Source organism: Streptomyces sp. 4N509B, assembly GCF_052245655.1.
In the GTDB taxonomy this organism is placed as follows: Bacteria; Actinomycetota; Actinomycetes; order Streptomycetales; family Streptomycetaceae; genus Streptomyces.
On sequence record NZ_JBQQBZ010000021.1, the window covers coordinates 70,757 to 95,084 of the forward strand.

Below are 24,328 nucleotides of genomic sequence, written 5' to 3' on the forward strand. Positions count from 1 at the left end.
GAGCCGCGCCCGACGCGGCCTGACGGCCCTCCCGGGCGCCTGACACGCGACGGGCCGCCCCTCGGCGACGCGCCCGGCGGACCGGGCAGACCGCTACGCGCTCCGGCGGCGGACCCGCCGCAGCACGCGCTGGAGTGCCGCGCTCAGGCGCTGGGCGGCGCGGACCCGCCGCTCCGTGGCCGCGTTGAGCACACGCACGGTGGAGCGCGGCAGCAGCGCCGCCCGCAGCCGCGCACCCCGCCCCGCCGTGGCGCGCAGCGCCTCCACCGCCACACGCAGGTCGGCCGTCAGCGCCTCGGCGCCCGGCTCGCCCCCGCCCGGGCCCGCCCCCGGCGGCGCGTACAGCTCCCGCTCCACCGCGTCGGCGACCCGGTGGACGGCGGCCGCCGGCTCGTCGGCGATCCCCGCGACCCTGACGACGCGCCAGGCCGTCTGCCGCGGGGTCTCCGTCACCAGCGGCGTGATCCCGAAGTCCCAGGCCACGTCGTTCAGTTCCTCCCAGACCGGCAGCGCCACGCTGCCGCCGCCCGGCGACCGCTGCCCCCACGCGGGGGTGGGCCCGCCGGCCGTCGCGGCGCGTGAGGCGGCGACGAGCCTGCGGGCGCGCAGCCGCCGTCGCCACAGCATCGGGCTCGCCAGCAGCCCGGCCAGCAGCAGCCCGCCGCCGCCGTAGGCCATCGGCACCAGCGGGAGCGACAGCCCGTCGTCCTCGTCCCGAGCCGTCCCGCCCGGTCCCCGACAGGCCTCCGGCTCGCGCACCGGGTCGCACCCCGCGGTCTCGCTCGCGCCGTCCGACGGGCCGGTGGTGGGGGAGGAGGACGGCTCCTCGGGTGACGCGCTCTGCTCCGGGCCGGTCGCCTCCGGGTCCTCCTCGGGCTCGTCCGGCTCGGGCGCGGTCCAGTCGGGGGAGGACCACGGCGGGGGGTTGCCCTGGCCGGGGGTGGGCTCGAAGCGGACCCAGCCCACGCCCTCGAAGTACAGCTCCGGCCACGCGTGCGCGTTGTGGATGCCCACCTGGAAGGAGCCGTCCTCCTGCTGCTCGCCGGGCGTGAAGCCCACCGCCACCTGCGCGGGGATGTCGAGGGTGCGGGCCATGGCGGCCATGCTGAACGCGAAGTGGACGCAGAAGCCCTCGCGCTGTTGGAGGAAGCGGACGATCGCGTCCACGCCCGAGCCGGAGTCCACGGTGGTGTCGTAGCGGAACCCGCCGTCCTGGGTGAACCACTGTTCGAGGGCCCGCGCCCGTTCGAAGTCGTTGGTGGCGCCGGCCTCGGCGACGATCTCCGCGGCCGTGGTGGCGACCTCGTCGGGGAGGTCGCCCGGCACCTCGGTGTAGTGCTCCAGGAAGTCCTCGTCCGAGGTCTGCGGGGCGTTCGTCAACTGCTCCTCGGTGGGACCCACCTGGAGGTGCTCCACCTCGTACCGCAGGCCCGCGGAGGTCAGGGAGGTGTTGGACACGAGGGTCTGTGACCCCCGGTCGAAGTCCCAGTCACCCCCGGAGTCCACCCACACCGCCGGATACGGCACGGGCAGCGACGACTGGACGTAGTCCTCCGAGGTGCTGATCGTGGTGACCGCCGTGGAGGTGTTCACCTCGGGGGCCAGGCCCGGCACCGGCCACGGCGGCGTCGGCGGGGCGTCGTCGTGCCAGCGCGAGGACGTCCACTCCTCGCCGTCGAAGCGGTCGAGCGCCACCAGCCGCAGGTACAGGTCGTCGGGGATCGAGGAGGTGGTGCGGTAGCGCAGCACCGGGCGGTTGGCCGGCTGGTTGAGCTGGTTCTGGAGGCCGACGACGGGGTTCACCGCCACGCCGCCGCCGATGCCGCCCTGGCCCGTGCCGTCCGCGTTCAGGCCGAGCAGCCCGTCCCCGAGCGAGGGCAGCAGCAGCGGCGTGACGGCGGCCACGGCCAGGGTGACGACGCCGACGCGCCGCCCCGTCCGTATCCGCGGGCCCGAGGCCGCCGCCGGGGCCGGGGGAGCGGTCGGCGGCGGGGGCGCGCCGGCGCCCTGGTACCCGCCGTACCCGCCGTGGCCCGGATACCCGGCGGCCGCGGCGTACCCGGCCGCCGAGGGCGCGGTGGGCGCGGGCCCGGCGAAGAACCTGCCCCAGCGGGTGAGCCGGTCCCGGCCCTCGTCCAGCAGCAGGACGAGGTACCCGGCGGCGGCGCAGACGAAGTACGGCCACGTCGTCTCGTCCTGGCCGACGCCCGCCGCCACGGAGTACAGCGCCAGCAGCGGCAGCCCCGCCGAGGCGGCGCTGCGCAGCGTGACGGCCAGCGTGTCGACGACGAGGCCGACGAGCAGGACCCCGCCCAGCAGCATCAGCCGTATGCCGTCGGTCACCGGGGCGGGCACCACGTACTCGTTGATGTCGTTCGCGCCCGACGACAGCAGCTCGCCGAAGCGGTCGAACGCCGCCGGCCCGGGGAACAGCCCGCCCACCGCGTACTCCGGCACGGTCACGACGGTGAGCAGCACCAGCGAGACCAGCGCCTGGGCGACGACCGTCACCGGCGCCGGCACCCCGCGCCAGCGGACCAGGGCGCCCGTCGCGGTCTGACCGCCCAGCAGCAGCGCGACCTGGAGGAGCCACTCGGCGTCCTGCACCAGCGGTCGCAGCGCCGCGGCGGCGGCCAGCGTCGCCAGCCACGCGGCCAGCGCGACGCGGATCCGGCTGTCCATCGTGGAGCCGAGGCCGCCGGCCTGGCCCGTCGCGTGCCCCGCGTGACCCGGCCCCGCCGGGCCTGGCCCCGCCTGGCCGGAGCCTGCCTGCCCGAACCCCGCCGGGCCGGCGGCACCCAAGCCCGCGGGCCCGGCCGCCTGGCCGGGCGGCGGCCCCTGGTACGTCTGCCGGCCCGCCGCCTCGCCCGCGGCATAGCCCGTGTAGCTCATCCCTGCGCTCACCCGCTCACCCCTCGCCTGACCTCCCGCTACCGCAGGCCGCCCGGCCTGGCCGTCGTCGCCGCGGCCTGCTGCCACAGCTGGGCCAGCGGCACGTCGGGCCGGTGCGCCAGGGCGGTCCAGCCGACCGACCGCAGCCGGTCCAGCCGCGCCGCCTCCAGCGCCGCGTCCACCTGGCCGGAGGCGACGAAGGCGACGGCTCCCGCCGCCCGCTGCCGCAGCCGTCCCAGGATCTCCACCTGTCCACGGTCGACCGAGCCGAGGAAGGCGACCAGCAGGCCGCTCTCACCCCCCGACACGGCGGTCCGCAGCCGCTTGAGCGAGGCGTTGGCGGAGTGGTCCACCACCGCCAGGCTGTCCATGATCATCCCGGTGACCTCGGACGGGTCCACCACCTCGGTGTCCGGGCCCGGCAGCAACGTGCCGGTGTCCGTCGCCAGCCGCACCGCGTACCCCTGCGCCACCAGGTGCGAGACGACGGAGGCGGCGCCCGAGACCGCCAGCTCGAACGCCGAGCGCGGCCCCGTCAGCCCGGCGGAGACGCCGCCGTACCCGACGCGCCGGGTGTCCAGCACCACCGTGCAGCGCGCCTTCAACGGCTGCTCCTCGCGCCGCACCATCAGCGTTCCCCGGTGGGCGGTGGACCGCCAGTGCACCCGGCGCAGGTCGTCGCCGTACCGGTAGTCGCGGGGGATGACGTCGTCCTGACCGGCCAGCGCGATGGTGCGCTGCCCGTCCTCGCCGTGCCCGCTGGTGTCCGCGCCGAGCCGGGCCACCGACAGCGGCTCGATCCGCGGCAGCACGGTCATCACGTCGTAGGCGTGGAACGAGCGGCTGAGCTCCACCATCCCGAACGGGTCGGCCAGCCGCAGCTGGAGCGGGCCCAGCGGATAGCGCCCCCGCAGGTCGGACCGGACCCGGTAGGAGACCTCGCGCCGACCGCCCGGCTCGATGCGGTCCAGCACGAAGCGTGGCCGCGGCCCCAACACGTACGGCACCCGGTCCTGGAGCATCAGCAGGCCGCTCGGCACGCGGCCGACGTTCTCCACCCGCAGGTGCACCCGCGACTCCGAGCCGGCCGAGACCCGCGCCGGCGACAGCCGCCGGGCCGCGGCCACCCGGTTGCGGGTGAAGTACACCGCCAGCACGCACAGCACGGGCAGCGCCATCAGGAGGGCGCCGACCCGCAGCAGGTCGGGCTGCCCCAGCAGGTAGGCGCAGGCCGCCGCGGCGCCGCCGGCCGCCAGGAACGAACGGCCCCGCGTCGTCAGGCCGCTGAACGCGGCGCGCAGCGGCCCCCGGTCGTCCGCCCCCGTGCGGCCCGGGCCCGGCCCCGCCATCAGTAGCCCCGCAGGCGCTGCGCGGCGTACGGGTCGGGGACCGAGGTGCGGCGCACGATGTCGGCCACGAAGTGCTCGGTGGTGTGCCGGTTCAGCTGGGCCTGCGCCGTCGGCAGCAGGCGGTGCGCGAGCACCGGCACCGCCAGCTGCTGGAGGTCGTCCGGGAGCACGAAGCCGCGCCCCGCCAGGGCCGCCGCGGCCCTCGCGGCGCGCAGCAGCTGGAGCGAGGCCCGCGGCGAGGCCCCCAGGCGCAGCTCGGGGTGGGTGCGGGTGGCGGTGACGAGGTCCACCGCGTACCGCCGCACCGCGTCGGAGACGTGCACCTCGCGCACCGCCTCGATCAGCTTGACGATCTCCTGCGTGTCCGCGGCCGGCCGCATCGAGTCCAGCGGCGAGAAGCCGCCGTGGGACTCCAGCATCCGCAGCTCGGCCTCGGGGCTCGGGTACCCGACGGAGACGCGGGCCATGAAGCGGTCGCGCTGCGCCTCGGGCAGCGGGTAGGTGCCCTCCATCTCGACCGGGTTCTGCGTGGCGATCACCATGAACGGGTTCGGCAGCTCGTACGTCCTGCCGTCGGCGGTGACCTGGTGCTCCTCCATCGCCTCCAGCAGTGCCGACTGCGTCTTGGGGGAGGCGCGGTTGATCTCGTCGCCGATCACGATGTTCGCGAAGACCGCGCCGGGCTTGAACTCGAACTCGCTCCGCTTCTGGTCGAAGACGCTCACACCCGTGATGTCCGACGGCAGCAGGTCGGGGGTGAACTGGATCCGCTGCACGGTGCAGTCGATCGCCTTCGCCAGCGTCTTGGCCAGCATCGTCTTCCCGACGCCCGGCACGTCCTCCAGCAGCAGGTGCCCGCCGGCCAACAACACCGTCAGCGAGAGACGCACGACCTCCGGCTTGCCCTCGATCACACTCTCCACCGCCCGGCGCACCTGATCCGCGGTGGCACTCAGATCGGTGAGGTCGTTCCGCTCCCCATAGGTCGTCACCCGGCCCTCCTCGGCCATGTCTCCCACGCCGGCCCCACACCCGACCGGACCCCGATATTCCCGACACGTGGAAACCGCCGGGTGGTTGCCGCCCCCCGGAGCATTCTTCACACAAGGCCGCGTGCCCGTCATCGGCGGGCACGCGGGGCGACCACCCGGTCATGGCGGGTGGCCACGCGTCGGTGGATACTCTCAGTGTGCGGGAGAGTCGACGCGCCGCGCACGCGGGGGTGGAACCTCGTGCCGTCCCCACGGGCGGTGACGGAGGGTCAGCCCACCGCCCGAGCGGCGCCGGAGCGTCGCCGACACCCCGCACGTGACGCGAATCACAGCACGTCGCGGGTCGTGGCCGGCGCCGAAACGCCGCCACACGACGGCCCTCAGTCGTTGACCAGCCGGGCAGGTGGGCTAGGGTCGGTCTGACCCCAGGGTGACGCGCACGTGAGAGGCCACGAGCACCACCGTGGTCGCTCTCCGACCACCGTCTCACCTCCCGACGGGAAGACCATGACCACCAGCAACGACCGGCCGCCGGCGACCCGGCACCGTCCCGTGATGCTGCGGCGCTGCCTCGCGCTGCTGGGACCGGCGCTGCGCGAGCCCGGCTCGGTCGTCGTCGACTGCACCCTGGGCCTCGGCGGTCACGCGCAGGCCCTCCTCGACGCCTTCCCCACGGTCCGCCTCGTCGCGCTCGACCGCGACCCCGAGGCCCTGCGGCTCGCGGGCGAGCGGCTGGCGCACCACGGCGGGCGGGCCACCCTCGTCCACGCCGTCTACGACGAACTGCCCGACGCGCTGGGCCGCCTGGGCATCCCGGTGGTCGGCGGCGTCCAGGCCGTCCTGTTCGACCTCGGGGTCTCCTCGATGCAGCTCGACGAGGCCGAGCGCGGTTTCGCCTACGCCCGTGAGGCCCCCCTCGACATGCGGATGGACCCCACCACCGGGGCGAGCGCCGCCGACGTCGTCAACACCTACCCGCCCGGTGAGTTGGTCCGCGTGCTGCGCGACTTCGGGGAGGAACGCTTCGCCCGCAGGATCGTCGAGGCGATCGTCGCCGAGCGCGCCAGGGAGCCGATCACCACCAGCACCCGGCTCGTCGAGCTGATCCGCGGCGCCCTGCCGCAGGCCGCGATGCGCACCGGAGGCAACCCGGCCAAGCGGACCTTCCAGGCCCTGCGCATCGAGGTCAACGGCGAGCTCGCCGCCCTCGAACGGGCCCTGCCCGCGGCCCTCGCCGCGATCGCCGTCGGCGGCCGGCTCGCCGTGCTCTCCTACCACTCCCTGGAGGACCGCATGGTCAAGCGGGTGCTCGCCAGGGGCGCCGCGCCCACCGCCCCACCGGGCCTGCCCGAGGTCCCCGAGCGGTACCAGCCCCGGCTGCGGCTGCTGACCCGCGGCGCGGAGCGGCCGGACGCCGAGGAGCTCGCCGACAACAGCCGCGCCGCCCCCGCCCGGCTCCGCGCCGCGGAACGCGTCCGGGAGGCCCTCTAGGTGACCCCGCGACCCCCCGCCCCCGCCGAGGAACGCCCGCGCCCGCCGCGTTCCACCGCCGCGGCCCGCACCCCGTTCGTGCTGCTGGTCGTCGCGCTGCTCTCGACCGGCATGCTCGGCCTGCTCTTCCTGAACGCCTCGCTCAACGAGGGGTCCTTCGAACTCGGCGAGCTCCGCAGGGAGACCCAGGAGCTCACCGACGAGGAGCAGGAGCTCCAGGCCGAGGTCGACGCCCACGCCGCCCCCGACGCGCTCGCCGAACGGGCCCGCGAGCTCGGCCTGGTCCCGGGAGGCCCGCCCGCCTTCCTCAGCCCCGACGGCTCGATCCTGGGCGATCCGAGCCCCGCGCCGTCCCCGCCGCCGGAGGAGTCCGGCCAGGGGAGCGAGGGGGAGGACGAGGACGACTCCGGGGTGGGGACGGCCGGCGCGACACCCTCCGACACCGACTCCGACACCGGCACGGGCTCCGCACCCGACGCCGACACCGACGTCGGACCCGACACCGACACCGACACCGACGCCGACACCGGTTCAGCGTCGCCCGACGCGGACGCTGACGCCGAGCCAGGGGGGACACCGTGAGCAGCGCAGGCACCCGCCCCCGCCCGCCCGCCGGCCCGGCCAGGCGCCCCTCACTGCGCCTGGCCAACCCCCGGCCGCGGCTGCGGCTGATCGGCCTCGGCCTGACCCTGGTCATGGTCGCGTTCACCGTCCGCCTGCTCCAGGTCCAGGCCGTCGACGCGGCCGACTACGCCGACCAGGCCGCCGTCAACCGCTTCATCACGCTGCCGCTGACCGCCGAGCGCGGCGCCATCACCGACCGCCACGGCACGGCGCTGGCCACCACCGTCGACGCCTACGACATCACCGCCGACCCGTACCTCTTCACCAGGGAACAGACCGGCGCCCGCGACGCCCCCGCCCAGGCCGCCGCCCTGCTCGCCCCCATCCTCGGCGGGGACGTGGGCGAGCTGACCCGGCTGCTGCGCACCCCCGACTCCCGGTACGTCGTCCTCGCCCGCAAGCAGACCCCGCAGACCTGGCGGCAGATCCAGGACCTGAAGACCAACCTCGCCGAACAGGCGGCCGAGGGCACGGGACACCACGTGCTCGCCGGGGTCTTCGCCGAGGAGACCAGCCAGCGCGTCTACCCCAACGGCGAGCTCGCCGCGGGCGTCCTCGGCTTCGTCGACGGCCAGGGCGACGGGGCGGGCGGCCTGGAGGCCCAGCTCGACGCCCAGCTCGTCGGCGAGGACGGCACGATCACGTACGCGCAGTCCGGCGGTCGCCGCGTGCCCACCGCGGGCGAGCACGAGGACCCGGCCGTCCCCGGCAGCGACGTCCAGCTCACCCTCGACACCGACATCCAGTGGGCGGCGCAGAACGCCATCACCGAGCAGGTCGAGGCGTCGGGAGCCGACGACGGCTACGTCGTCGTCCAGGACGCCGTCACCGGCGAGCTGCTGGCCCTGGCCAGCGCCCCCGGCTACGACCCGGGCGAGGTCGCCTCCACCGACCCCGAGCTCCTCGGCAGCCCGGCGCTCCAGGACGCCTACGAGCCCGGCTCCACCAGCAAGGTCGTCACCATGGCGGCGGTGCTGGAGGAGCGGGCGGCCACCACGGACACCCACGTCACCGTCCCGAACCGGCTGCCGCGCGCCGACCGCAACTTCGCCGACGACCACAATCACGAGACCTACTACCTCACGCTGGCCGGCGTCCTGGCCCGTTCCAGCAACATCGGCACCATCCTCGCCTCGGAGGAACTCGGCGACACCCAGCCGGAGGCCAACCAGGTCCTCCACTCCTACCTGCGCGACTTCGGCTTCGGCCAGCCCACGGGCCTCGGCTTCCCCGGCGAGACCGCCGGGATCCTCGCCGCCCCGGAGGAGTGGAACGCCTCGCAGCAGTACACGATCCCGTTCGGGCAGGGACTGTCGGTCAACGCCGTCCAGGCCGCCTCCGTCTACTCGACGATCGCCAACGGCGGCGAGCGCGTCGAGCCCACCCTGGTCCGCGGCACGACGGGACCCGACGGCACCTTCCAGCCGGCCCCGGAGCCCGACCGGCGCCGGGTGGTGAGCGAGGAGACCGCCACCCAGCTCACCCGAATGCTGGAAACGGTGGTCACGGATCCGCTCGGCACCGGCTCGGCCGCCCAGATCCCCGGCTACCGCGTCGCGGGGAAGACCGGCACATCCAACCGCTTCGACGCCGAGGACGGCGGCTACCAGGGGTACACCTCCTCGTTCGCCGGCTTCGCACCGGCCGACAACCCCCGGATCACCGTGTACTGCGCCGTGCAGAACCCCACGGAGGGCAGCTACTACGGCAGCGACGTCTGTGGTCCGGTCTTCAACGAGGTCATGCAGTTCTCCCTCAAGGCGCTCCAGGTGCCACCGACCGGCACCGAGTTCGCCGGCCTGCCGGTCACCTTCGAACCCGAACCGTAGAACGGGTTCCGTAGCCAAACCCGTGGAACCCGAACGCCGGAGCCCGATCCCCCGAAGCCCGAATCCGATACAGACTCGTTCGTACAGACCCGACCGCCCACCGCCCGCCCGCCCGTCCGCGCGTCCCGTCCGCGCGTCCCGTCCCGACCGATCCTGACCGCCCACCCCCGTGACCCGGTGACGCCCCGCATGAATCTTCACGACGACACCCCCGCCGCCCAGGCGGACACCTCGTTTCGCCCCACCCAGGGCCCGCCGGGTACGCTCACGGCCGTGCCCCACCTTGATCACAGCGCCGACCGCACCGCCCCGGCGCCGCCCCGCCCCCGGCGGGTGCGGCCCGTGCCGCTGCCGGAGCTGGCGGCGCTGCTGGGCACCCCGGAGGCGGACCCCGGGGTCGAGGTCACGGGCATCACCCACGACTCCCGCGCGGTCCTCCCCGGCGACGTCTACGCCGCCCTGCCCGGCGCGCGCTTCCACGGTGCGGACTTCGCCGCCCAGGCCGCGAGCCGCGGCGCCGCCGCGATCCTGACCGACCCCGCGGGCCGCGAACGGGCCGCCGCCACCGGTCTGCCCGTCCTGACGGTGCCCGAACCCCGCCGCCGCATGGGAGCCCTGGCCGTCGCCATCTACGGCGACCCGGGCCGCGAGCTGCTCCAGATCGGCGTCACCGGCACCTCGGGGAAGACCACCACCGCGTACCTCATCGAGGGCGGGCTGCGCGAGGCCCTCGGCGGCGCGGACACCACCGGCCTCATCGGCACGGTCGAGACCCGCATCGGCGCCGAGCGCGTCGCCTCCGAACGCACCACGCCCGAGGCCACCGAGCTCCAGGCCCTCTTCGCCGTGATGCGGGAGCGCGGCGTCCGTGCCGTCGCCATGGAGGTCTCCAGCCACGCGCTGGTCCTGGGCCGGGTCGACGGCTGCGTCTTCGACGTCGCCGTCTTCACCAACCTCAGCCCCGAGCACCTCGACTTCCACCCCGACATGGCCGACTACTACCGGGCCAAGGCGCAGCTGTTCACGCCCTCGCGCGCCCGCGCCGGCGTGGTGAACGTCGACGACGAGCACGGCCGCCGCCTGGCGGTCGAGGCGGCGAAGGCCGGCATCCCGGTCACCACCTACTCCGCCGAGGGCCACCCCGACGCGGACTGGCGGGCCCGGGACGTCGAGGTGGGCCCGATCGGCTCGACCTTCACCATCCTCGGCCCCTCCGGCCTGACGCTGCCGGCCACCGCCCCGCTGCCCGGCCCGTTCAACGTCGCCAACGCCCTGGCCGCCGTCGTGGCCCTGGCCACCGCGGGCGTCGACCCGGCCGCCGCCGCCCGCGGCGTGGGGGCCGTCCCCGGCGTCCCCGGCCGCCTGGAGCGCGTGGACGCCGGCCAGCCGTACCTGGCCGTCGTCGACTACGCCCACAAGCCCGACGCCGTCGAGTCCGTCCTGCACGCGCTGCGCAAGGTCACCTCGGGCCGGCTGCACGCCGTGCTCGGCTGCGGCGGCGACCGCGACCCCCACAAGCGCCCCGCCATGGGCGCCGCCATCGCCCGCCTGGCCGACACCGCCGTGCTCACCTCCGACAACCCCCGCTCCGAGGACCCCCTCGCGATCCTCGCCGCCATGCTCGCCGGCGCCGCCGAGGTCCCCGCCCACGAGCGCGGCACGGTGCTGGTCGAGGAGGACCGCACCGCCGCCATCGCCGCCGCCGTGGCGCGCGCCGAGGCCGGCGACACCGTGCTGGTGGCCGGCAAGGGGCACGAGCGCGGCCAGGACATCGCCGGCGTGATCCGGCCCTTCGACGACCGCGAGGAGCTGCGCGCCGCCATCGAGCGCGGCGACGGCTGCCCGCGCCCCCACGGCGGGAGCGGCCCGCACCCCCACGGCGGGACGAACCCCCCACCCGCCACCGAGCATCCTTCCGATCACCCGTCCGACCCAGCCCCCGACGCCAGGCGAGGCCCACAGCAGTGATCCCCCTTCCCCTAGCTGAGCTCATCACGGTCGTGCGGGGAGACCCGCACGACATACCTCAGCCGCCACCCCGCATCACCGGGCCCGTGGTCATCGACTCCCGCCAGGTCACGCCCGGCGCCCTGTTCGCCGCGCTGCCCGGCGAGCACGTCGACGGCCACGACTTCGCGGCCGCGGCCGTCGCCGCCGGCGCCGTCGCCGTGCTCGCCACCCGCCCCGTCGGGGTGCCGGCGATCGTGGTCGAGGACGTCACCGACGCCCTCGGCGCGCTGGCCCGCCACACCGTCGGCCGCCTGACGGACGCCGGCCGGACCACGGTCGTCGCCCTCACCGGCTCCGCCGGCAAGACCAGCACCAAGGACCTGATCGCGCAGGCGCTCGCCCGCCTCGCCCCCACGGTGTGGACGCCCGACTCCTTCAACAACGAGATCGGCCTGCCGCTGACCGCGCTGCGCGCCGAGGAGTCCACCCGCCACCTCGTCCTGGAGATGGGCGCCCGCGGCATCGGCCACATCCGGTACCTGACCTCGCTGACGCCGCCGACGATCGGCGTCGTGCTCAACGTCGGCACGGCGCACCTCGGCGAGTTCGGCAGCCGTGAGGCCATCGCCGAGGCCAAGGGCGAGCTGGTCGAGGCGCTGCCGCCGGCCGCCGACGGCGGCGTGGCCGTGCTCAACGCGGACGACCCGCTGGTGCGCGCCATGGCGGCCCGCACCGCCGCGCGCGTCGTGCTGTTCGGCGAGTCGCCCGAGGCGGACGTCCGGGCCGAGTCCGCCCGCCTCACCCCCGACGGTCATCCCACGTTCCTCCTCCACACCCCCACGGGTCGCGCCGAGGTGACGATGCGGCTCTACGGTGAGCACCACGTGTCGAACGCGCTCGCCGCCGCCGCCGTCGCGCACGAGGCCGGCATGCCGGTCGGGGAGATCGCACAGGCGCTGGCCGCCGCGGGCTCGCTCTCGAAGTGGCGGATGGAGGTCACGACGCGTCCGGACGGCGTGACGATCGTCAACGACGCCTACAACGCGAACCCCGAGTCGATGCGGGCCGCGCTCCGCGCGCTCGCCGCCATGGGCGAGCGGGCCCACGCCGCCGGGGGGCGCACGTGGGCGGTGCTCGGCCAGATGGCGGAGCTCGGCGAGACGTCGCTCGACGAGCACGACGCGCTCGGCCGGCTCGCCGTCCGGCTCAACGTCAACAGGCTCGTGTCCGTGGGCGGCAGGGAGGCCGCCTGGCTGGACGCGGGCGCGAGGAACGAGGGTTCGTGGGGTGAGGAGTCGGTGCACGTGTCCGACGCCGAGTCGGCGGTGACGCTGCTCCGTGACGAGCTGCGGCCGGGCGACGTGGTCCTGGTCAAGGCGTCGCGGGCGGTCGGCCTGGAACAGGTCGCCCTCCAGCTCGCCGGGGACGGCGCCGCGGGGGCCACCCCGGGCGGCACCAGGGGCGCCGGTGGCGCGGACGGCGAGGTCGCCGCCCGATGAGGCAGATCCTCTTCTCCGGTGCGATCGGACTCTTCCTGACCCTGGTCGGCACCCCGCTGCTGATCAAGCTGCTCGCCCGCCGGGGCTACGGCCAGTACATCCGCGACGACGGCCCCCGCGACCACCACAGCAAGCGCGGCACCCCCACCATGGGCGGCATCGCGTTCATCCTCGCCACGCTCGTGGCGTACGTCCTCACCAAGGTCATCACGAGCGAGCAGCCCACCATCTCCGGCCTGCTGGTGCTCTTCCTGATGGCCGGCATGGGCCTGGTCGGCTTCCTCGACGACTACATCAAGATCGTCCGGCGTCGCAGCCTCGGCCTGCGCGCGGGCGCGAAGATGCTCGGCCAGTTCATCGTCGGCATCACCTTCGCGATCCTCTCCCTGAACTTCGCCGACGCGCGCGGCCTCACCCCGGCCTCCACGCACCTGTCCTTCACCACCGACTTCGCCTGGACCATCGGCCCGGTGCTCTTCGTGCTCTGGGCGCTGTTCATGATCCTGGCGATGTCCAACGGGGTGAACCTCACCGACGGGCTCGACGGCCTGGCCACCGGCGCCTCCGTCATGGTCTTCGGCGCCTACGTCTTCATCGGAGTCTGGCAGTACGGCCAGACCTGCGGCGGGGACGGCTCCACCAGCGGCCCCGCCTGTTACGAGGTGCGCGACCCCCTCGACGGCGCGGTCGTCGCCGCCGCCCTGATGGGAGCCCTCTTCGGCTTCCTGTGGTGGAACACCTCACCGGCGAAGATCTTCATGGGCGACACCGGCTCCCTGGCCCTGGGCGGCGCCCTGGCGGGGCTGGCCATCATCTCCCGCACCGAGCTGCTGCTGGCCCTCCTCGGCGGCCTCTTCGTGCTGATCACCATGTCCGTGGTGATCCAGGTCGGCTCCTTCCGCCTCACGGGCAGACGCGTCTTCAAGATGGCCCCACTCCAACACCACTTCGAACTGAAGGGCTGGAGCGAGGTCCTGGTCGTCGTCCGCTTCTGGATCGTCCAGGGCATGTGCGTCATCGTCGGTATCGGTCTCTTCTACGCCGCCTGGCTGGCAGACTCGTGACCGTGACCAGCGCAGCGAACCCCGCCACCGGCGGCCGGACGGGCGGCGACCTCGCCGGCAGGCGCGTGACCGTCGCGGGCATCGGCGTCAGCGGCGTCAGCGCCGCCCGCGCCCTCGCCCGCCTGGGCGCCCACGTCACGGTCGTGGACGGCTCCGACGGCGAGCCGCAGCGCGCCCGCGCGGCCGAGCTGGCCGCCGACGGCGCGGCGGCCCGCCTCGGGGCGGACGCCACCTCGACCCTCCCCGAGGGGACGGAGCTGGTCGTCACCTCGCCCGGCTGGCGGCCCGACAGCCCGCTGTTCGCCGCCGCCGAGGCGGCCGGCGCCGAGGTCATCGGCGACGTCGAGCTGGCGTGGCGGCTGCGCGGGCCGGGCGCCGCCCCGTGGCTCGCGGTCACCGGGACCAACGGCAAGACCAGCACCGTCCGGATGCTCGCCGCGATGCTCGACGCCGCGGGCCTGCGGACCGAGGCGGTCGGCAACATCGGCACCCCGCTGGTGGACGTCGTGCTCGCGGACGAGGCGCCCGGCGCCACGCCGCACGACGTCCTCGCCGTCGAGCTCTCCAGCTACCAGCTCCACTACGCCCCCGGCGTGCGCGCCCACTCCGCCGCCGTGCTGAACCTCGCCCCCGACCACCTCGACTGGCACGGCTCCATGGCGGCCTACGCCGCCGCCAAGGGCCGGATCTTCGAGGGCAACGAGGTCGCGTGCGTGTACAACGTCGCCGACCCGGCCACCGAGGCGCTCGTCCGCGAGGCCGACGTGGTCGAGGGCTGCCGCGCCGTCGGCTTCACCCTCGGCGCGCCCGCCCCCGGGCAGCTCGGCGTCGTCGAGGGTCTGCTGGTGGACCGCGCCTTCGTCGCCGACCCCCGGCGCGAGGCGCGGGAGCTCGCCGAGGTCGCCGACCTCGTGCCCCCGGCCCCGCACATGGTCGCCAACGCGCTGGCCGCCGCCGCCCTGGCCCGCGCCTTCGGGGTGGCGCCGGCGGCCGTCCGCGACGGCCTGCGGGCCTTCCGCCCCGAGCCGCACCGCATCGCCCACGTGGCCGACGTCGGCGGCGTCGGGTTCGTCGACGACTCCAAGGCGACCAACCCCCACGCCACCCTGGCCTCGCTGACCGCCTATCCCTCGGTCGTGTGGATCGCCGGCGGCCTGGCCAAGGGCGCCGACTTCGACGAGCTGCTCGCCGCCTCGGCCGACCGGCTGCGCGGCGTCGTGCTGCTGGGCGCCGACCGGGCCCTGATCGCCGACGCCCTGGCGCGACACGCCCCCGAGGTCCCGGTCGTGGAGCTGACGCGGACCGACACTGGGGCCATGGCGGACGCCGTCCGCGAGGCGTCCGGCCTGGCGCGGCCGGGCGACACCGTGCTGCTGGCGCCGGCCTGCGCCTCGTGGGATATGTTCGCGAACTACGGCGAACGGGGCGACCTCTTCGCCGCCGCCGTCCGCGAACTCGCCGCCGACCGTGACGACGGGCCGCGGGCCGGCCGAGGGTAGCCGGCCGGCACCGGCCGGTCCCGTGGTGTGGGGCGTGGAGGCGGGGCATGGGAGACGGGGCGAGGACAGGGCGGGGCCGCGGGAGCCGAAGGAGGGGCCGACGGTGACACAGCACCAGCCACGCCACCCGGCCGCCCCCCGTCCGTCCGCCCGTGCGCGCCCCGTGCCTCCCGCCCGGCGCCCCGCCCGCGCCGGCCGGCCGCCGCGGGCCTCCCGCCCCTCCCGCTCGCCCCGCCCAGCCCGTCCCCTCGGCCCCTCGCGCCTGCTCGCCCGCGCCCGCCGCGCCTGGGACCGGCCGCTGACCGCGTACTACGTGGTCCTCGGCACCGGCCTGCTGATCACCCTCCTCGGCCTGGTGATGGTCTTCTCCGCCTCCCAGATCCAGGCCCTGCGCTACGAGCTGCCCGCCACGTACTACTTCCGCAAGCAGCTGGTGGCCGCCGCGCTCGGCACCGTCCTGCTGCTGCTGGCCGCCCGCATGTCCGTGCGGTTCCTGCGCGCCCTCACCTACCCCTTCCTGGCCGTCTCCATCGTCCTGCTCCTCCTCGTCCAGGTGCCCGGTGTCGGCGTGGAGGTCAACGGCTCGACGAACTGGATCTCCGTCGCCGGGCCCTTCCAGCTCCAGCCGAGCGAGTTCGGCAAGCTCGCGCTCGTGCTCTGGGGAGCGGACCTGCTGGCCAGGAAGGGGGAGCGGCGGCTGCTGACCCAGTGGCGCCACCTGCTGGTCCCCCTGCTCCCCGGCGGGCTGCTGGTCTGCGGCCTGGTGATGGTCGGCGGTGACATGGGCACGGTGATGATCCTGCTGGCGATCCTCTTCGCCCTGCTGTGGCTGGCCGGCGCCCCCACCCGCCTGTTCGCCGGCGCCGTGTCGGCCGCCGTCGCCCTCAGCGTCTTCTTCATCGCCACCAGCCCGCACCGCATGGACCGGCTGGCCTGCCTCGGCGCCTCGGACCCGGGGCCGAACGACCGCTGCTGGCAGGCGCTGCACGGCATCTACGCGCTCGCCTCGGGCGGCTGGTTCGGATCCGGCCTCGGCGCTAGTGTGGAGAAATGGGGCGAACTGCCAGAACCTCACACGGACTTCATCTTCGCCGTCACCGGGGAGGAGCTCGGCCTCGCGGGGACGCTGTCGGTCCTCGGCCTCTTCGCCGCTCTAGGCTATGCGGGTGTCCGCGTGGCGGGACGCACGGAGGACCCCTTCGTGCGGTACGCCGCGGGCGGGGTGACGGCGTGGCTGATGGTCCAGACCGTGATCAACATCGGCGGGGTGCTGGGTCTGCTGCCCATCGCCGGCGTCCCGCTGCCGCTGTTCTCCTACGGAGGCTCCGCCCTGCTGCCCACCATGTTCGCCGTCGGGCTGCTCATCGCCTTCGCGCGCAGCGACCCGGCGGTCAGGGCCGCCCTCGCCTCCCGGCCCACGGGCCGCCGGCTGCCCCTCCCGAGGCGGCTGACCGGGCGGGCCGGACGCAACAGATCGACCCAGCAACCTGACCTGGAGCGGTGAACTTTCGGTGCATGTTGTCCTCGCCGGCGGAGGTACCGCCGGCCACATCGAGCCCGCGCTCGCCCTCGCGGATGCCCTGCGCAGGCACGACCCGACCGTCGGCATCACGGCGCTGGGCACGGAGCGCGGCCTGGAGACCAGGCTGGTGCCCGAGCGCGGCTACGAGCTCGCGCTGATCCCGGCCGTGCCCCTGCCCCGCAAGCCCACGCCCCAGCTGCTCACCGTGCCGGGACGGCTGCGGGGCACCATCAGGGCGGCCGAGGAGGTCATCGAGCGCACGAAGGCCGACTGCGTGGTGGGCTTCGGCGGGTACGTGGCGCTGCCCGGGTACCTCGCGGCCAAGCGCCAGGGCGTGCCGATCGTGGTGCACGAGGCCAACGTCCGGCCGGGTCTGGCCAACCGCATCGGCTCCCGCTACACCCGCCACGTCGGCGTCTCCACCCCCGACAGCAAGCTGCGCAACGCCCGCTACGTCGGCCTCCCGCTGCGCCGCTCCATCGCGACGCTCGACCGCGCGGCCGTCCGCACGCAGGCCCGCGCCTCCTTCGGTCTTGACGCGAACCTCACCACGCTGCTGGTCTCCGGCGGCTCCCAGGGCGCGCGCCGCCTCAACGAGGTCGTGACGGCCGTGGCACCCGTCCTCCAGCGCTCCGGCATCCAGATCCTCCACGTGGTCGGCCCGAAGAACGAGCTGCCGCAGCTGGACACCATGCCCGGAATGCCGCCATACCTCCCGGTATCGTATGTGGACCGGATGGACCTGGCGTACGCCGCGGCCGACATGATGCTCTGCCGCGCCGGCGCGATGACCGTGGCGGAGCTGTCCGCGGTCGGGCTGCCCGCCGCGTACGTGCCGCTGCCCATCGGCAACGGCGAACAGCGGCTGAACGCCCAGCCCGTGGTGCGCGCCGGCGGCGGCCTGCTCGTCGACGACGCCGAGCTGACGCCCGAGTGGGTCAGCCAGAACGTGCTGCCCGTGCTGACCAACCCCGGGCGGCTGGCCGGCATGTCCCGCGCCGCCGCCGAGTTCGGTCGCCGGGACGCCGACGAGCTGCTGCTGGCCATGGTGTACGAGGCCATCGCGGCGCGCCGCGCCTGAGGGCGGCGTCGCCGGCGCGGACACGAGCGAGAGCGAGAGGGAGACCAGGGAGCGTGGCCGGAACGACGACCGCCGAGCGCGGGGGGAACCACCGCGACCCGGCCGACGCCGGCCCGCCCCCGCCCCGCCGCCGGCTGCCACGGCTGCCCCGCCTTCCCCGCCTGTCCCGGCCGCGCCGCACGGCGGGCTCGGCGGCGCCGTCGCCGCGTCGCCGTCGTCGCCTGCTCGTGCTGCTCCTGGCGCTGCTGCTGCTCGTCGGCGGCTTCGTGCCCTGGGCGCTGTACGGCTCGGACTGGCTGCGGGTGAAGGGCGTGTCCGTCAGCTGGGAGGAGGGCGACCCCGTCCGACTGACGGAGGATCAGGTCCTCGCCGCGGCGGACGTGCCGATGGGCGAGCCCCTGGTCTCGCTCGACACCGGAGCCGTGCGCGAGCGACTGCTGGACGCCCTGCCCCGCGTGGCGTCGGTGGAGGTGGGCCGGTCCTGGCCCGACGGGGTGACGCTGAGGGTCACCGAACGGCGGCCCGCGGTGGTGATGCGCAGCGCCGGGGGCTACACCGAGGTGGACGCCGCCGGGGTGCCGTTCGCGGAGGTGGCCAGGGCCGTCCCCGGCGTGCCGCTGCTCGAACTCGACGTCGGGTCGACCGGCAGCGCACGCCGTTTCGGCGCGGACCGCGTCCGCGAGGGAGCGGTCGCCGTCGCCGCGGCCCTGCCGCGGGAGCTGCGGCGCGAGGTTCACACGATCCGGGCGACCTCGTACGACGGGATCACGCTGGAGCTCAGCGGCAACCGCACCGTGCGGTGGGGGAGTCCGGAGGACACCGCGGCCAAGGTCGACACGCTGGGTCTGCTGCTGAGGGCGGCGCCCGACGCCACCCGTCTCGACGTCAGCGTCCCGAGCGCACCGGCCGTCGTGGGAAGTTGACCGGCGGTCACCGCACGCGCCCTGGTTGACTCGCCCCGCGCCCGATCACATAGGGTGAAAAGAAAAACGGGAGGTTCGGCGTGTTCGTTGAACGCGTACCACTTGCGGCTTAGTGTCCAGTTCCGAGGAATCCAAGGAACGTCAAGCACGGGAACCCTAAACTGAGGCGTTAGGGTTCGGGGCGGCATTACCTTCCGTCCCATCGGCATCAGTCGGCGCACGCGGCACCCGCCAGGCGACGACACGTAAATCGAGGCGAGAGGCCTTCGACGTGGCAGCACCGCAGAACTACCTCGCAGTCATCAAGGTCGTCGGTATCGGCGGCGGTGGCGTCAACGCCATCAACCGGATGATCGAGGTCGGTCTCAAGGGCGTCGAGTTCATCGCGATCAACACCGATGCGCAGGCGCTGCTCATGAGCGACGCCGACGTCAAGCTCGACGTCGGCCGGGAACTGACCCGGGGCCTTGGCGCGGGCGCCAACCCCGAGGTGGGGCGCAAGGCTGCCGAAGACCATCGCGAGGAGATCGAGGAGGTCCTCAAGGGGGCCGACATGGTCTTCGTGACGGCCGGCGAGGGCGGCGGCACCGGCACCGGCGGCGCGCCGGTGGTGGCCAACATCTCCCGCAGCCTCGGCGCGCTGACCATCGGCGTGGTCACCCGCCCGTTCACCTTCGAGGGCCGCCGCCGGGCCAACCAGGCCGAGGACGGCATCGCCGCCCTCCGCGACGAGGTGGACACCCTGATCGTCATTCCCAACGACCGGCTGCTGTCCATCTCGGACCGCCAGGTCAGCGTGCTCGACGCGTTCAAGTCCGCCGACCAGGTGCTGCTCTCCGGTGTCCAGGGCATCACCGACCTCATCACCACGCCCGGCCTGATCAACCTCGACTTCGCGGACGTCAAGTCCGTGATGTCCGAGGCCGGCTCGGCGCTGATGGGCATCGGCTCGGCCCGCGGGGACGACCGCGCGGTGGCCGCCGCCGAGATGGCGATCTCCTCGCCGCTGCTGGAGGCGTCGATCGACGGCGCCCGCGGCGTGCTGCTGTCCATCTCCGGCGGCTCCGACCTCGGTCTCTTCGAGATCAACGAGGCCGCCCAGCTCGTCAGCGAGGCCGCCCACCCCGAGGCCAACATCATCTTCGGCGCCGTCATCGACGACGCCCTCGGCGACGAGGTCAGGGTCACGGTCATCGCGGCCGGCTTCGACGGCGGCCAGCCGCCCTCGCGCACCCGGGAGAAGACGCTCGGCGGGTACGGCGCGAAGGAGGAGACGTCGCCCGCGGCCGGCCCGGCCGGCGAGAGCGAGCGCCCCTCCTTCGGCGGCCTCGGCTCGCTGCCCTCCCGTGACACGGGCGGATTCGGCGCCGACCGGGAGCCCGCCGCCAACACCGTCGAGCCCCTGGCCCCCGAGCCGCTCGGCGAGCCGCGGCACACGCCGCCGCAGGTGCCCTCGGCCCGCCCGTACGACGGCGGCCAGGTCGAGGAGCTCGACGTGCCGGACTTCCTGAAGTAGCGGTGATAGGGCAGCACACCACGACGGGCGGCGCCCACTTCGCCTTCACCGACCGGTGGGGCGGGGTGAGCGCCGCTCCGTATGACACGCTCAACCTCGGCGGCGCGGTCGGTGACGCGCCCGAGGCGGTCGAGGCCAACCGCGCGGCCGCCGCGGCGGCGCTGGGCCTGGACGCCGACCGGGTCTGCTGGATGGCGCAGGTGCACGGCCGCGAGGTGGCCGTCGCGGACGGCCCGTGGCCGGGCGGCGTGGCGCCCGAGGCCGACGGGGTGGTCACGGCCGTTCGCGGCCTGGCGCTCGCCGTGCTCACCGCGGACTGCGTTCCCGTGGTGTTGGCCGACCCGGTCGCCGGCGTCGTGGGCGCCGCGCACGCCGGGCGCCCCGGGCTCACGGCCGGCGTCGTGCCGGCCACCGTGGCGGCGATGCGGGCGCTCGGCGCCCGGCCCGAGCGGATCGTCGCCCGCACCGGGCCCGCGGTGTGCGGCGGGTGTTACGAGGTGCCGGCGGCGATGCGCGAGGAGGCGGAGCGCGCGGTGCCGGGCTGCGGCGCCACCACCCGCTGGGGCACGCCGGCCATCGACATCCCGGCCGGGGTCCGTGCCCAGCTCGCGACCGTCGGGGTCGGCGAGGTCACCCTCTCCCCGGTCTGTACGAGGGAGGACCCCGACCAGTTCTCCTACCGCCGCGACTCCAGGACGGGTCGCCAGGCGAGCTACGTGTGGATGGCGGCATGAGCGGAACCGACGGCCGGCAGGACCGGGAGCGCGCGGCCGAACTCGCGGCCGGGCTCACCCGGGTGGAGGAGCGCATCGCCCGCGCTTGTGACGCGGCGGGGCGCGCACGCGAGGACGTGACCCTCGTCGTCGTCACCAAGACCCACCCCGCCCGGGACGTCCGGCTGCTCGCCGAGCTCGGGGTGCGCCACGTCGCGGAGAACCGCGACCAGGAGGCCGCCAGGAAGGCGGAGGCGTGCGCTGATCTTCCCCTGAACTGGCACTTCGTGGGGCAGTTGCAAACGAACAAGGTGCGTTCGGTGGTGGGTTACGCGGACTTCGTGCACTCGGTGGACCGCCCCCGGCTGGTCACGGCCCTGGCCGCGGCGGCCCGCGACCGGCCGCGCGGCCCGCTGAACTGCCTCGTGCAGGTGGCGCTGGAGAAGGAGGGGACGGCGCGGTCGGGCGGGGCCGAGAGCCGGGGCGGCGTCGCGCCCGAGGGGGTGCCCGAGGTGGCGACGGCGATCGCCGCCGCCCACGGGCTGCGCCTGGCGGGGGTCATGACGGTCGCTCCGCTCGTCGGCGCCTACGCCGGACGGCCGGGCGTAGCCTTTGAGCGACTGATCGACATCGCGAAGGGCCTGCGGAGGGCTCATCCTGCTGCGAGCATGGTCTCGGCGGGCATGAGCGCGGACTTGGAGGAGGCGATCGCCGCCGGTGCGACACACGTACGCGTCGGCAGCGCGGTGCTCGGAGTCCGCCAGTCCCTCCGGTAACGTCCCACGCGAGGGATCACAACCGAAAATATGGTCATTTCCGGCATACGTGGACGTAGTGGATGAAACGGCCCCGAGAGGCGGAGCCGATCCACCACAGAGCGGAGGACGCAGTCGATGGCTGGCGCGATGCGCAAGATGGCGGTCTACCTCGGCCTCGTGGAGGACGACGGCTACGACCGCCAGGGGTACGACCCCGACGACGACTTCGAGCCCGAGCCCGAACCCGAGCGGGGTCGGCGCCCGCAGGCGCACGAGCCGCCACCCCAGAGGGAGCGGCCGGAGGAGCCGGTGAGGGTGGTCCACCCGCCGGCGCAACGGGAAACTGAGCCAACTCCGGCCGCACTGCTGACCGAAAGCAGACGCCCCGGGAGGATCGCTCCCGTGTCTTCCATCACATCAGACCGCCAGAACGTGGAGAAGAGCGCACCGGTGATCATGCCCAAGGTCGTGTCCGAGCGGGAGCCCTACCGGATCACCACGCTCCACCCCAGGACCTACAACGAGGCCCGTACCATCGGGGAACACTTCCGCGAGGGGACCCCGGTGATCATGAACCTGACCGAGATGGACGACACGGACGCGAAGCGACTTGTCGACTTTGCGGCTGGCCTAGTCTTCGGTCTGCATGGCAGCATCGAGCGCGTGACCCAGAAGGTCTTCCTCCTGTCGCCTGCTAACGTCGATGTAACGGCGGAGGACAAGGCCCGCATCGCAGAGGGCGGGTTCTTCAACCAGAGCTGACGAACGACGACGGAAGACGCAGACGTACCTCCGGCCATCCGAGTGGTCGGAGCCGAGGACAGGGGAGAGGGACAGGCAGGATGGGCATCGTTCAGCAGGTGATCCTGATTGCCTTGTACTGCCTTCTCGGACTGTTGCTCTTCCGGCTGGTGATGGACTACGTGTTCATGTTCGCCCGCTCCTGGCAGCCCGGCAAGGCGATGGTCGTCGCCCTGGAGGCCACCTACACTGTCACCGATCCGCCACTGAAGGCGCTGCGGAGGGTGATCCCGCCGCTTCGTTTCGGGGGTGTGGCGCTTGATCTGTCCTTCTTCGTACTGATGATCATCGTCTACATCCTGATCAACGTCGTGGCCGGGCTGTGAACGGTTACGGTCTTGCCGATACGCCGACGATTTACGTTGAGGTGAAGAGATGCCGCTGACTCCCGAGGACGTGCGGAACAAGCAGTTCACGACCGTCCGCCTCCGCGAGGGCTACGACGAGGACGAGGTCGATGCCTTCCTCGACGAGGTGGAGGCCGAACTCACCAGGCTGCTGAGGGAGAACGAGGACCTGCGCGCCAAGCTGGCCGCGGCCACCAGGGCCGCCGCCCAGAACCAGGCCAACATGCGCAAACCCGAGCCGCAGGACCGGCCCGGGGGTCCCGTCCCCGCCGCCATATCCGGACCGCAGCCGGTGCCGCAACAGCATCCGCAGCAGCCGATGGGCGGTCCGCCGCAGCTTCCGGCCGGGCCCGGCGGCCCGGGTGGTCCTGGCGGTCAGATGGGTCCCGGTGGCCCCGGTGGTCCTGGCGGTCAGATGGGTCCCGGTGGTCCGATGGGTCCTGGCGGTCAGATGGGTCCCGGTGGCCCGATGGGCCCCGGCGGCATGCAGCAGCACCCCGGTGCCCCCATGCAGATGGGCGGCCCCGGCCCCGCTCCGGCCCCGCACATGCCGGGCGGCGGCAACGAGTCGGCCGCGCGCGTGCTGTCGCTGGCCCAGCAGACCGCCGACCAGGCGATCGCCGAGGCCAGGTCCGAGGCCAACAAGATCGTCGGCGAGGCCCGCAGCCGAGCCGAGGGTCTGGAGCGGGACGCCCGCGCCAAGGCCGACGCCCTGGAGCGGGACGCGCAGGAGAAGCACCGCGTGGCCATGGGCTCCCTGGAGTCCGCGCGCGCCACGCTGGAGCGCAAGGTCGAGGACCTGCGCGGTTTCGAGCGCGAGTACCGCACCCGGCTGAAGTCGTACCTGGAGAGCCAGCTGCGGCAGCTGGAGAGCCAGTCGGACGACTCGCTCGCCCCGCCGCGCGCCGCCGCACCGGCCGCGCCGCTGCCCCCGTCGCCCCAGCCGTCGCTCGCCTCCGCGGGCGCGCCGGCCGGACCCGGCGTGGGAGGACACCACTCCATGGGCGGCAACTCCACCATGGGTGGCGGCACCATGGGTGGCAACGCCATGGGTGGCGGCACCATGGGTGGCAACACGATGGGTGGCGGCACCATGGGCGGCAACCAGCCGATGGGCCCCTCCGGTGGCCCGGCCCCGTCCTACGGCGGTCAGCAGCAGATGTCCCCCGCGATGACCCAGCCGATGGCGCCGGTCAGGCCGCAGGGACCGCAGCCGATGCAGCACCAGGCCCCTTCACCGATGCGCGGCTTCCTCATCGACGAGGACGACAGCTGACCCCGCGCTAGGCAGCCGCGCACGCGGCTGGGAGACGACACCACCGCCGAGGCCCGGATCACTTCGATCCGGGCCTCGGCGGTGTGCTGCCCCGGGGCGTGTCGCCCGGGGCCTCGGTGCGTGGGTGGAGCGTCGGGCGGGCTTCAAGGACGTGCGTGGGGTGCCGGCCGGACCGTGCCCGGCCGGCACCCCACCGGGTGTC

The 24,328-nt window shown here is 74.4% G+C and carries 19 protein-coding genes; 16 read left to right on the forward strand and 3 right to left on the reverse strand.

Translation table 11 applies throughout. The features are described 5' to 3' along the window. Positions 1-93 precede the first annotated feature (93 nt). Genes ACTWP5_RS19650 through ACTWP5_RS19660 form a run of 3 tightly spaced genes read right to left on the reverse strand, consistent with a single transcriptional unit; the run spans position 94 to position 5,233 of the window. Complete coding sequence (locus ACTWP5_RS19650) at positions 94-2,892, reverse strand: transglutaminase family protein (RefSeq protein ID WP_443222327.1); 2,799 nt, start codon at positions 2,890-2,892, stop codon at positions 94-96. A gap of 38 nt (positions 2,893-2,930) precedes the next feature. After that, positions 2,931-4,241, reverse strand: a complete 1,311-nt coding sequence (locus ACTWP5_RS19655; RefSeq protein WP_443222328.1) for a DUF58 domain-containing protein — start codon at positions 4,239-4,241, stop codon at positions 2,931-2,933. After that, positions 4,241-5,233, reverse strand: a complete 993-nt coding sequence (locus ACTWP5_RS19660; RefSeq protein WP_443222329.1) for an AAA family ATPase — start codon at positions 5,231-5,233, stop codon at positions 4,241-4,243. Before ACTWP5_RS19660 ends, ACTWP5_RS19655 begins: the two co-directional genes overlap by 1 nt. A gap of 507 nt (positions 5,234-5,740) precedes the next feature. Here ACTWP5_RS19660 and rsmH point away from each other — a divergent pair. From rsmH to ACTWP5_RS19740, 16 genes are all read left to right on the forward strand, one after another. Continuing rightward, complete coding sequence (rsmH, locus tag ACTWP5_RS19665; protein ID WP_443222330.1) at positions 5,741-6,724, forward strand: 16S rRNA (cytosine(1402)-N(4))-methyltransferase RsmH; 984 nt, start codon at positions 5,741-5,743, stop codon at positions 6,722-6,724. Beyond that, complete coding sequence (locus tag ACTWP5_RS19670; protein WP_443222331.1) at positions 6,725-7,306, forward strand: FtsB family cell division protein; 582 nt, start codon at positions 6,725-6,727, stop codon at positions 7,304-7,306. It abuts the gene before it with no gap. Further along, positions 7,303-9,177, forward strand: a complete 1,875-nt coding sequence (locus tag ACTWP5_RS19675) for a peptidoglycan D,D-transpeptidase FtsI family protein (RefSeq protein ID WP_443222332.1) — start codon at positions 7,303-7,305, stop codon at positions 9,175-9,177. Before ACTWP5_RS19670 ends, ACTWP5_RS19675 begins: the two co-directional genes overlap by 4 nt. A gap of 189 nt (positions 9,178-9,366) precedes the next feature. Beyond that, positions 9,367-11,145, forward strand: coding sequence for a UDP-N-acetylmuramoyl-L-alanyl-D-glutamate--2,6-diaminopimelate ligase (locus ACTWP5_RS19680; protein ID WP_443222333.1), 1,779 nt, complete (start codon positions 9,367-9,369; stop codon positions 11,143-11,145). After that, positions 11,142-12,626: a UDP-N-acetylmuramoyl-tripeptide--D-alanyl-D-alanine ligase gene (locus tag ACTWP5_RS19685; RefSeq protein WP_443222334.1), complete on the forward strand. Its 1,485-nt coding sequence runs from the start codon at positions 11,142-11,144 to the stop codon at positions 12,624-12,626. The genes ACTWP5_RS19680 and ACTWP5_RS19685 overlap by 4 nt, the downstream gene beginning before the upstream one ends. Further along, complete coding sequence (mraY, locus tag ACTWP5_RS19690; protein ID WP_443222335.1) at positions 12,623-13,690, forward strand: phospho-N-acetylmuramoyl-pentapeptide-transferase; 1,068 nt, start codon at positions 12,623-12,625, stop codon at positions 13,688-13,690. The genes ACTWP5_RS19685 and mraY overlap by 4 nt, the downstream gene beginning before the upstream one ends. 2 nt (positions 13,691-13,692) lie before the next feature. Beyond that, the gene (gene murD, locus ACTWP5_RS19695) at positions 13,693-15,189 is read left to right on the forward strand and encodes a UDP-N-acetylmuramoyl-L-alanine--D-glutamate ligase (protein ID WP_443222336.1); all 1,497 of its coding nucleotides are present in this window, start codon (positions 13,693-13,695) and stop codon (positions 15,187-15,189) included. Positions 15,190-15,292: 103 nt separating this feature from the next. Continuing rightward, complete coding sequence (gene ftsW, locus ACTWP5_RS19700) at positions 15,293-16,693, forward strand: putative lipid II flippase FtsW (RefSeq protein ID WP_443222337.1); 1,401 nt, start codon at positions 15,293-15,295, stop codon at positions 16,691-16,693. Positions 16,694-16,700: 7 nt separating this feature from the next. Then, entirely contained in the window at positions 16,701-17,792 is a 1,092-nt protein-coding gene (murG, locus tag ACTWP5_RS19705) for an undecaprenyldiphospho-muramoylpentapeptide beta-N-acetylglucosaminyltransferase (protein ID WP_443222338.1), read from the forward strand. 53 nt (positions 17,793-17,845) lie between these two features. Continuing rightward, a complete protein-coding gene (locus tag ACTWP5_RS19710; protein ID WP_443222339.1) occupies positions 17,846-18,715 on the forward strand; it encodes a cell division protein FtsQ/DivIB in 870 nt (289 codons plus the stop codon). Positions 18,716-18,986: 271 nt separating this feature from the next. Next, positions 18,987-20,231, forward strand: a complete 1,245-nt coding sequence (gene ftsZ / locus ACTWP5_RS19715) for a cell division protein FtsZ (RefSeq protein WP_443222340.1) — start codon at positions 18,987-18,989, stop codon at positions 20,229-20,231. A gap of 2 nt (positions 20,232-20,233) precedes the next feature. Further along, complete coding sequence (gene pgeF, locus ACTWP5_RS19720) at positions 20,234-20,965, forward strand: peptidoglycan editing factor PgeF (RefSeq protein ID WP_443222341.1); 732 nt, start codon at positions 20,234-20,236, stop codon at positions 20,963-20,965. Beyond that, the gene (locus tag ACTWP5_RS19725) at positions 20,962-21,720 is read left to right on the forward strand and encodes a YggS family pyridoxal phosphate-dependent enzyme (protein ID WP_443222342.1); all 759 of its coding nucleotides are present in this window, start codon (positions 20,962-20,964) and stop codon (positions 21,718-21,720) included. Before pgeF ends, ACTWP5_RS19725 begins: the two co-directional genes overlap by 4 nt. A 117-nt stretch (positions 21,721-21,837) precedes the next feature. Further along, entirely contained in the window at positions 21,838-22,464 is a 627-nt protein-coding gene (locus tag ACTWP5_RS19730; protein WP_443222343.1) for a cell division protein SepF, read from the forward strand. 80 nt (positions 22,465-22,544) lie between these two features. Next, a complete protein-coding gene (locus ACTWP5_RS19735) occupies positions 22,545-22,829 on the forward strand; it encodes a YggT family protein (protein ID WP_443222344.1) in 285 nt (94 codons plus the stop codon). Positions 22,830-22,878: 49 nt separating this feature from the next. Then, positions 22,879-24,126 carry a DivIVA domain-containing protein gene (locus ACTWP5_RS19740; protein WP_443222345.1) on the forward strand — a complete coding sequence of 416 codons (1,248 nt, stop codon included), beginning with the start codon at positions 22,879-22,881 and terminating at the stop codon, positions 24,124-24,126. Positions 24,127-24,328: the final 202 nt, after the last annotated feature.

What these genes read in the sequence shown, in the direction of transcription:
- ACTWP5_RS19725 (WP_443222342.1), top strand. Translation starts at nt 20,962, where the DNA reads ATGAGCGGAACCGACGGCCGGCAGGACCGGGAGCGCGCGGCCGAACTC.
- ACTWP5_RS19650 (WP_443222327.1), bottom strand. Translation starts at nt 2,892, where the DNA reads ATGAGCTACACGGGCTATGCCGCGGGCGAGGCGGCGGGCCGGCAGACG.
- ACTWP5_RS19680 (WP_443222333.1), top strand. Translation starts at nt 9,367, where the DNA reads ATGAATCTTCACGACGACACCCCCGCCGCCCAGGCGGACACCTCGTTT.
- ACTWP5_RS19730 (WP_443222343.1), top strand. Translation starts at nt 21,838, where the DNA reads ATGGCTGGCGCGATGCGCAAGATGGCGGTCTACCTCGGCCTCGTGGAG.
- rsmH (WP_443222330.1), top strand. Translation starts at nt 5,741, where the DNA reads ATGACCACCAGCAACGACCGGCCGCCGGCGACCCGGCACCGTCCCGTG.
- ACTWP5_RS19740 (WP_443222345.1), top strand. Translation starts at nt 22,879, where the DNA reads ATGCCGCTGACTCCCGAGGACGTGCGGAACAAGCAGTTCACGACCGTC.
- ACTWP5_RS19655 (WP_443222328.1), bottom strand. Translation starts at nt 4,241, where the DNA reads ATGGCGGGGCCGGGCCCGGGCCGCACGGGGGCGGACGACCGGGGGCCG.
- mraY (WP_443222335.1), top strand. Translation starts at nt 12,623, where the DNA reads ATGAGGCAGATCCTCTTCTCCGGTGCGATCGGACTCTTCCTGACCCTG.
- ACTWP5_RS19735 (WP_443222344.1), top strand. Translation starts at nt 22,545, where the DNA reads ATGGGCATCGTTCAGCAGGTGATCCTGATTGCCTTGTACTGCCTTCTC.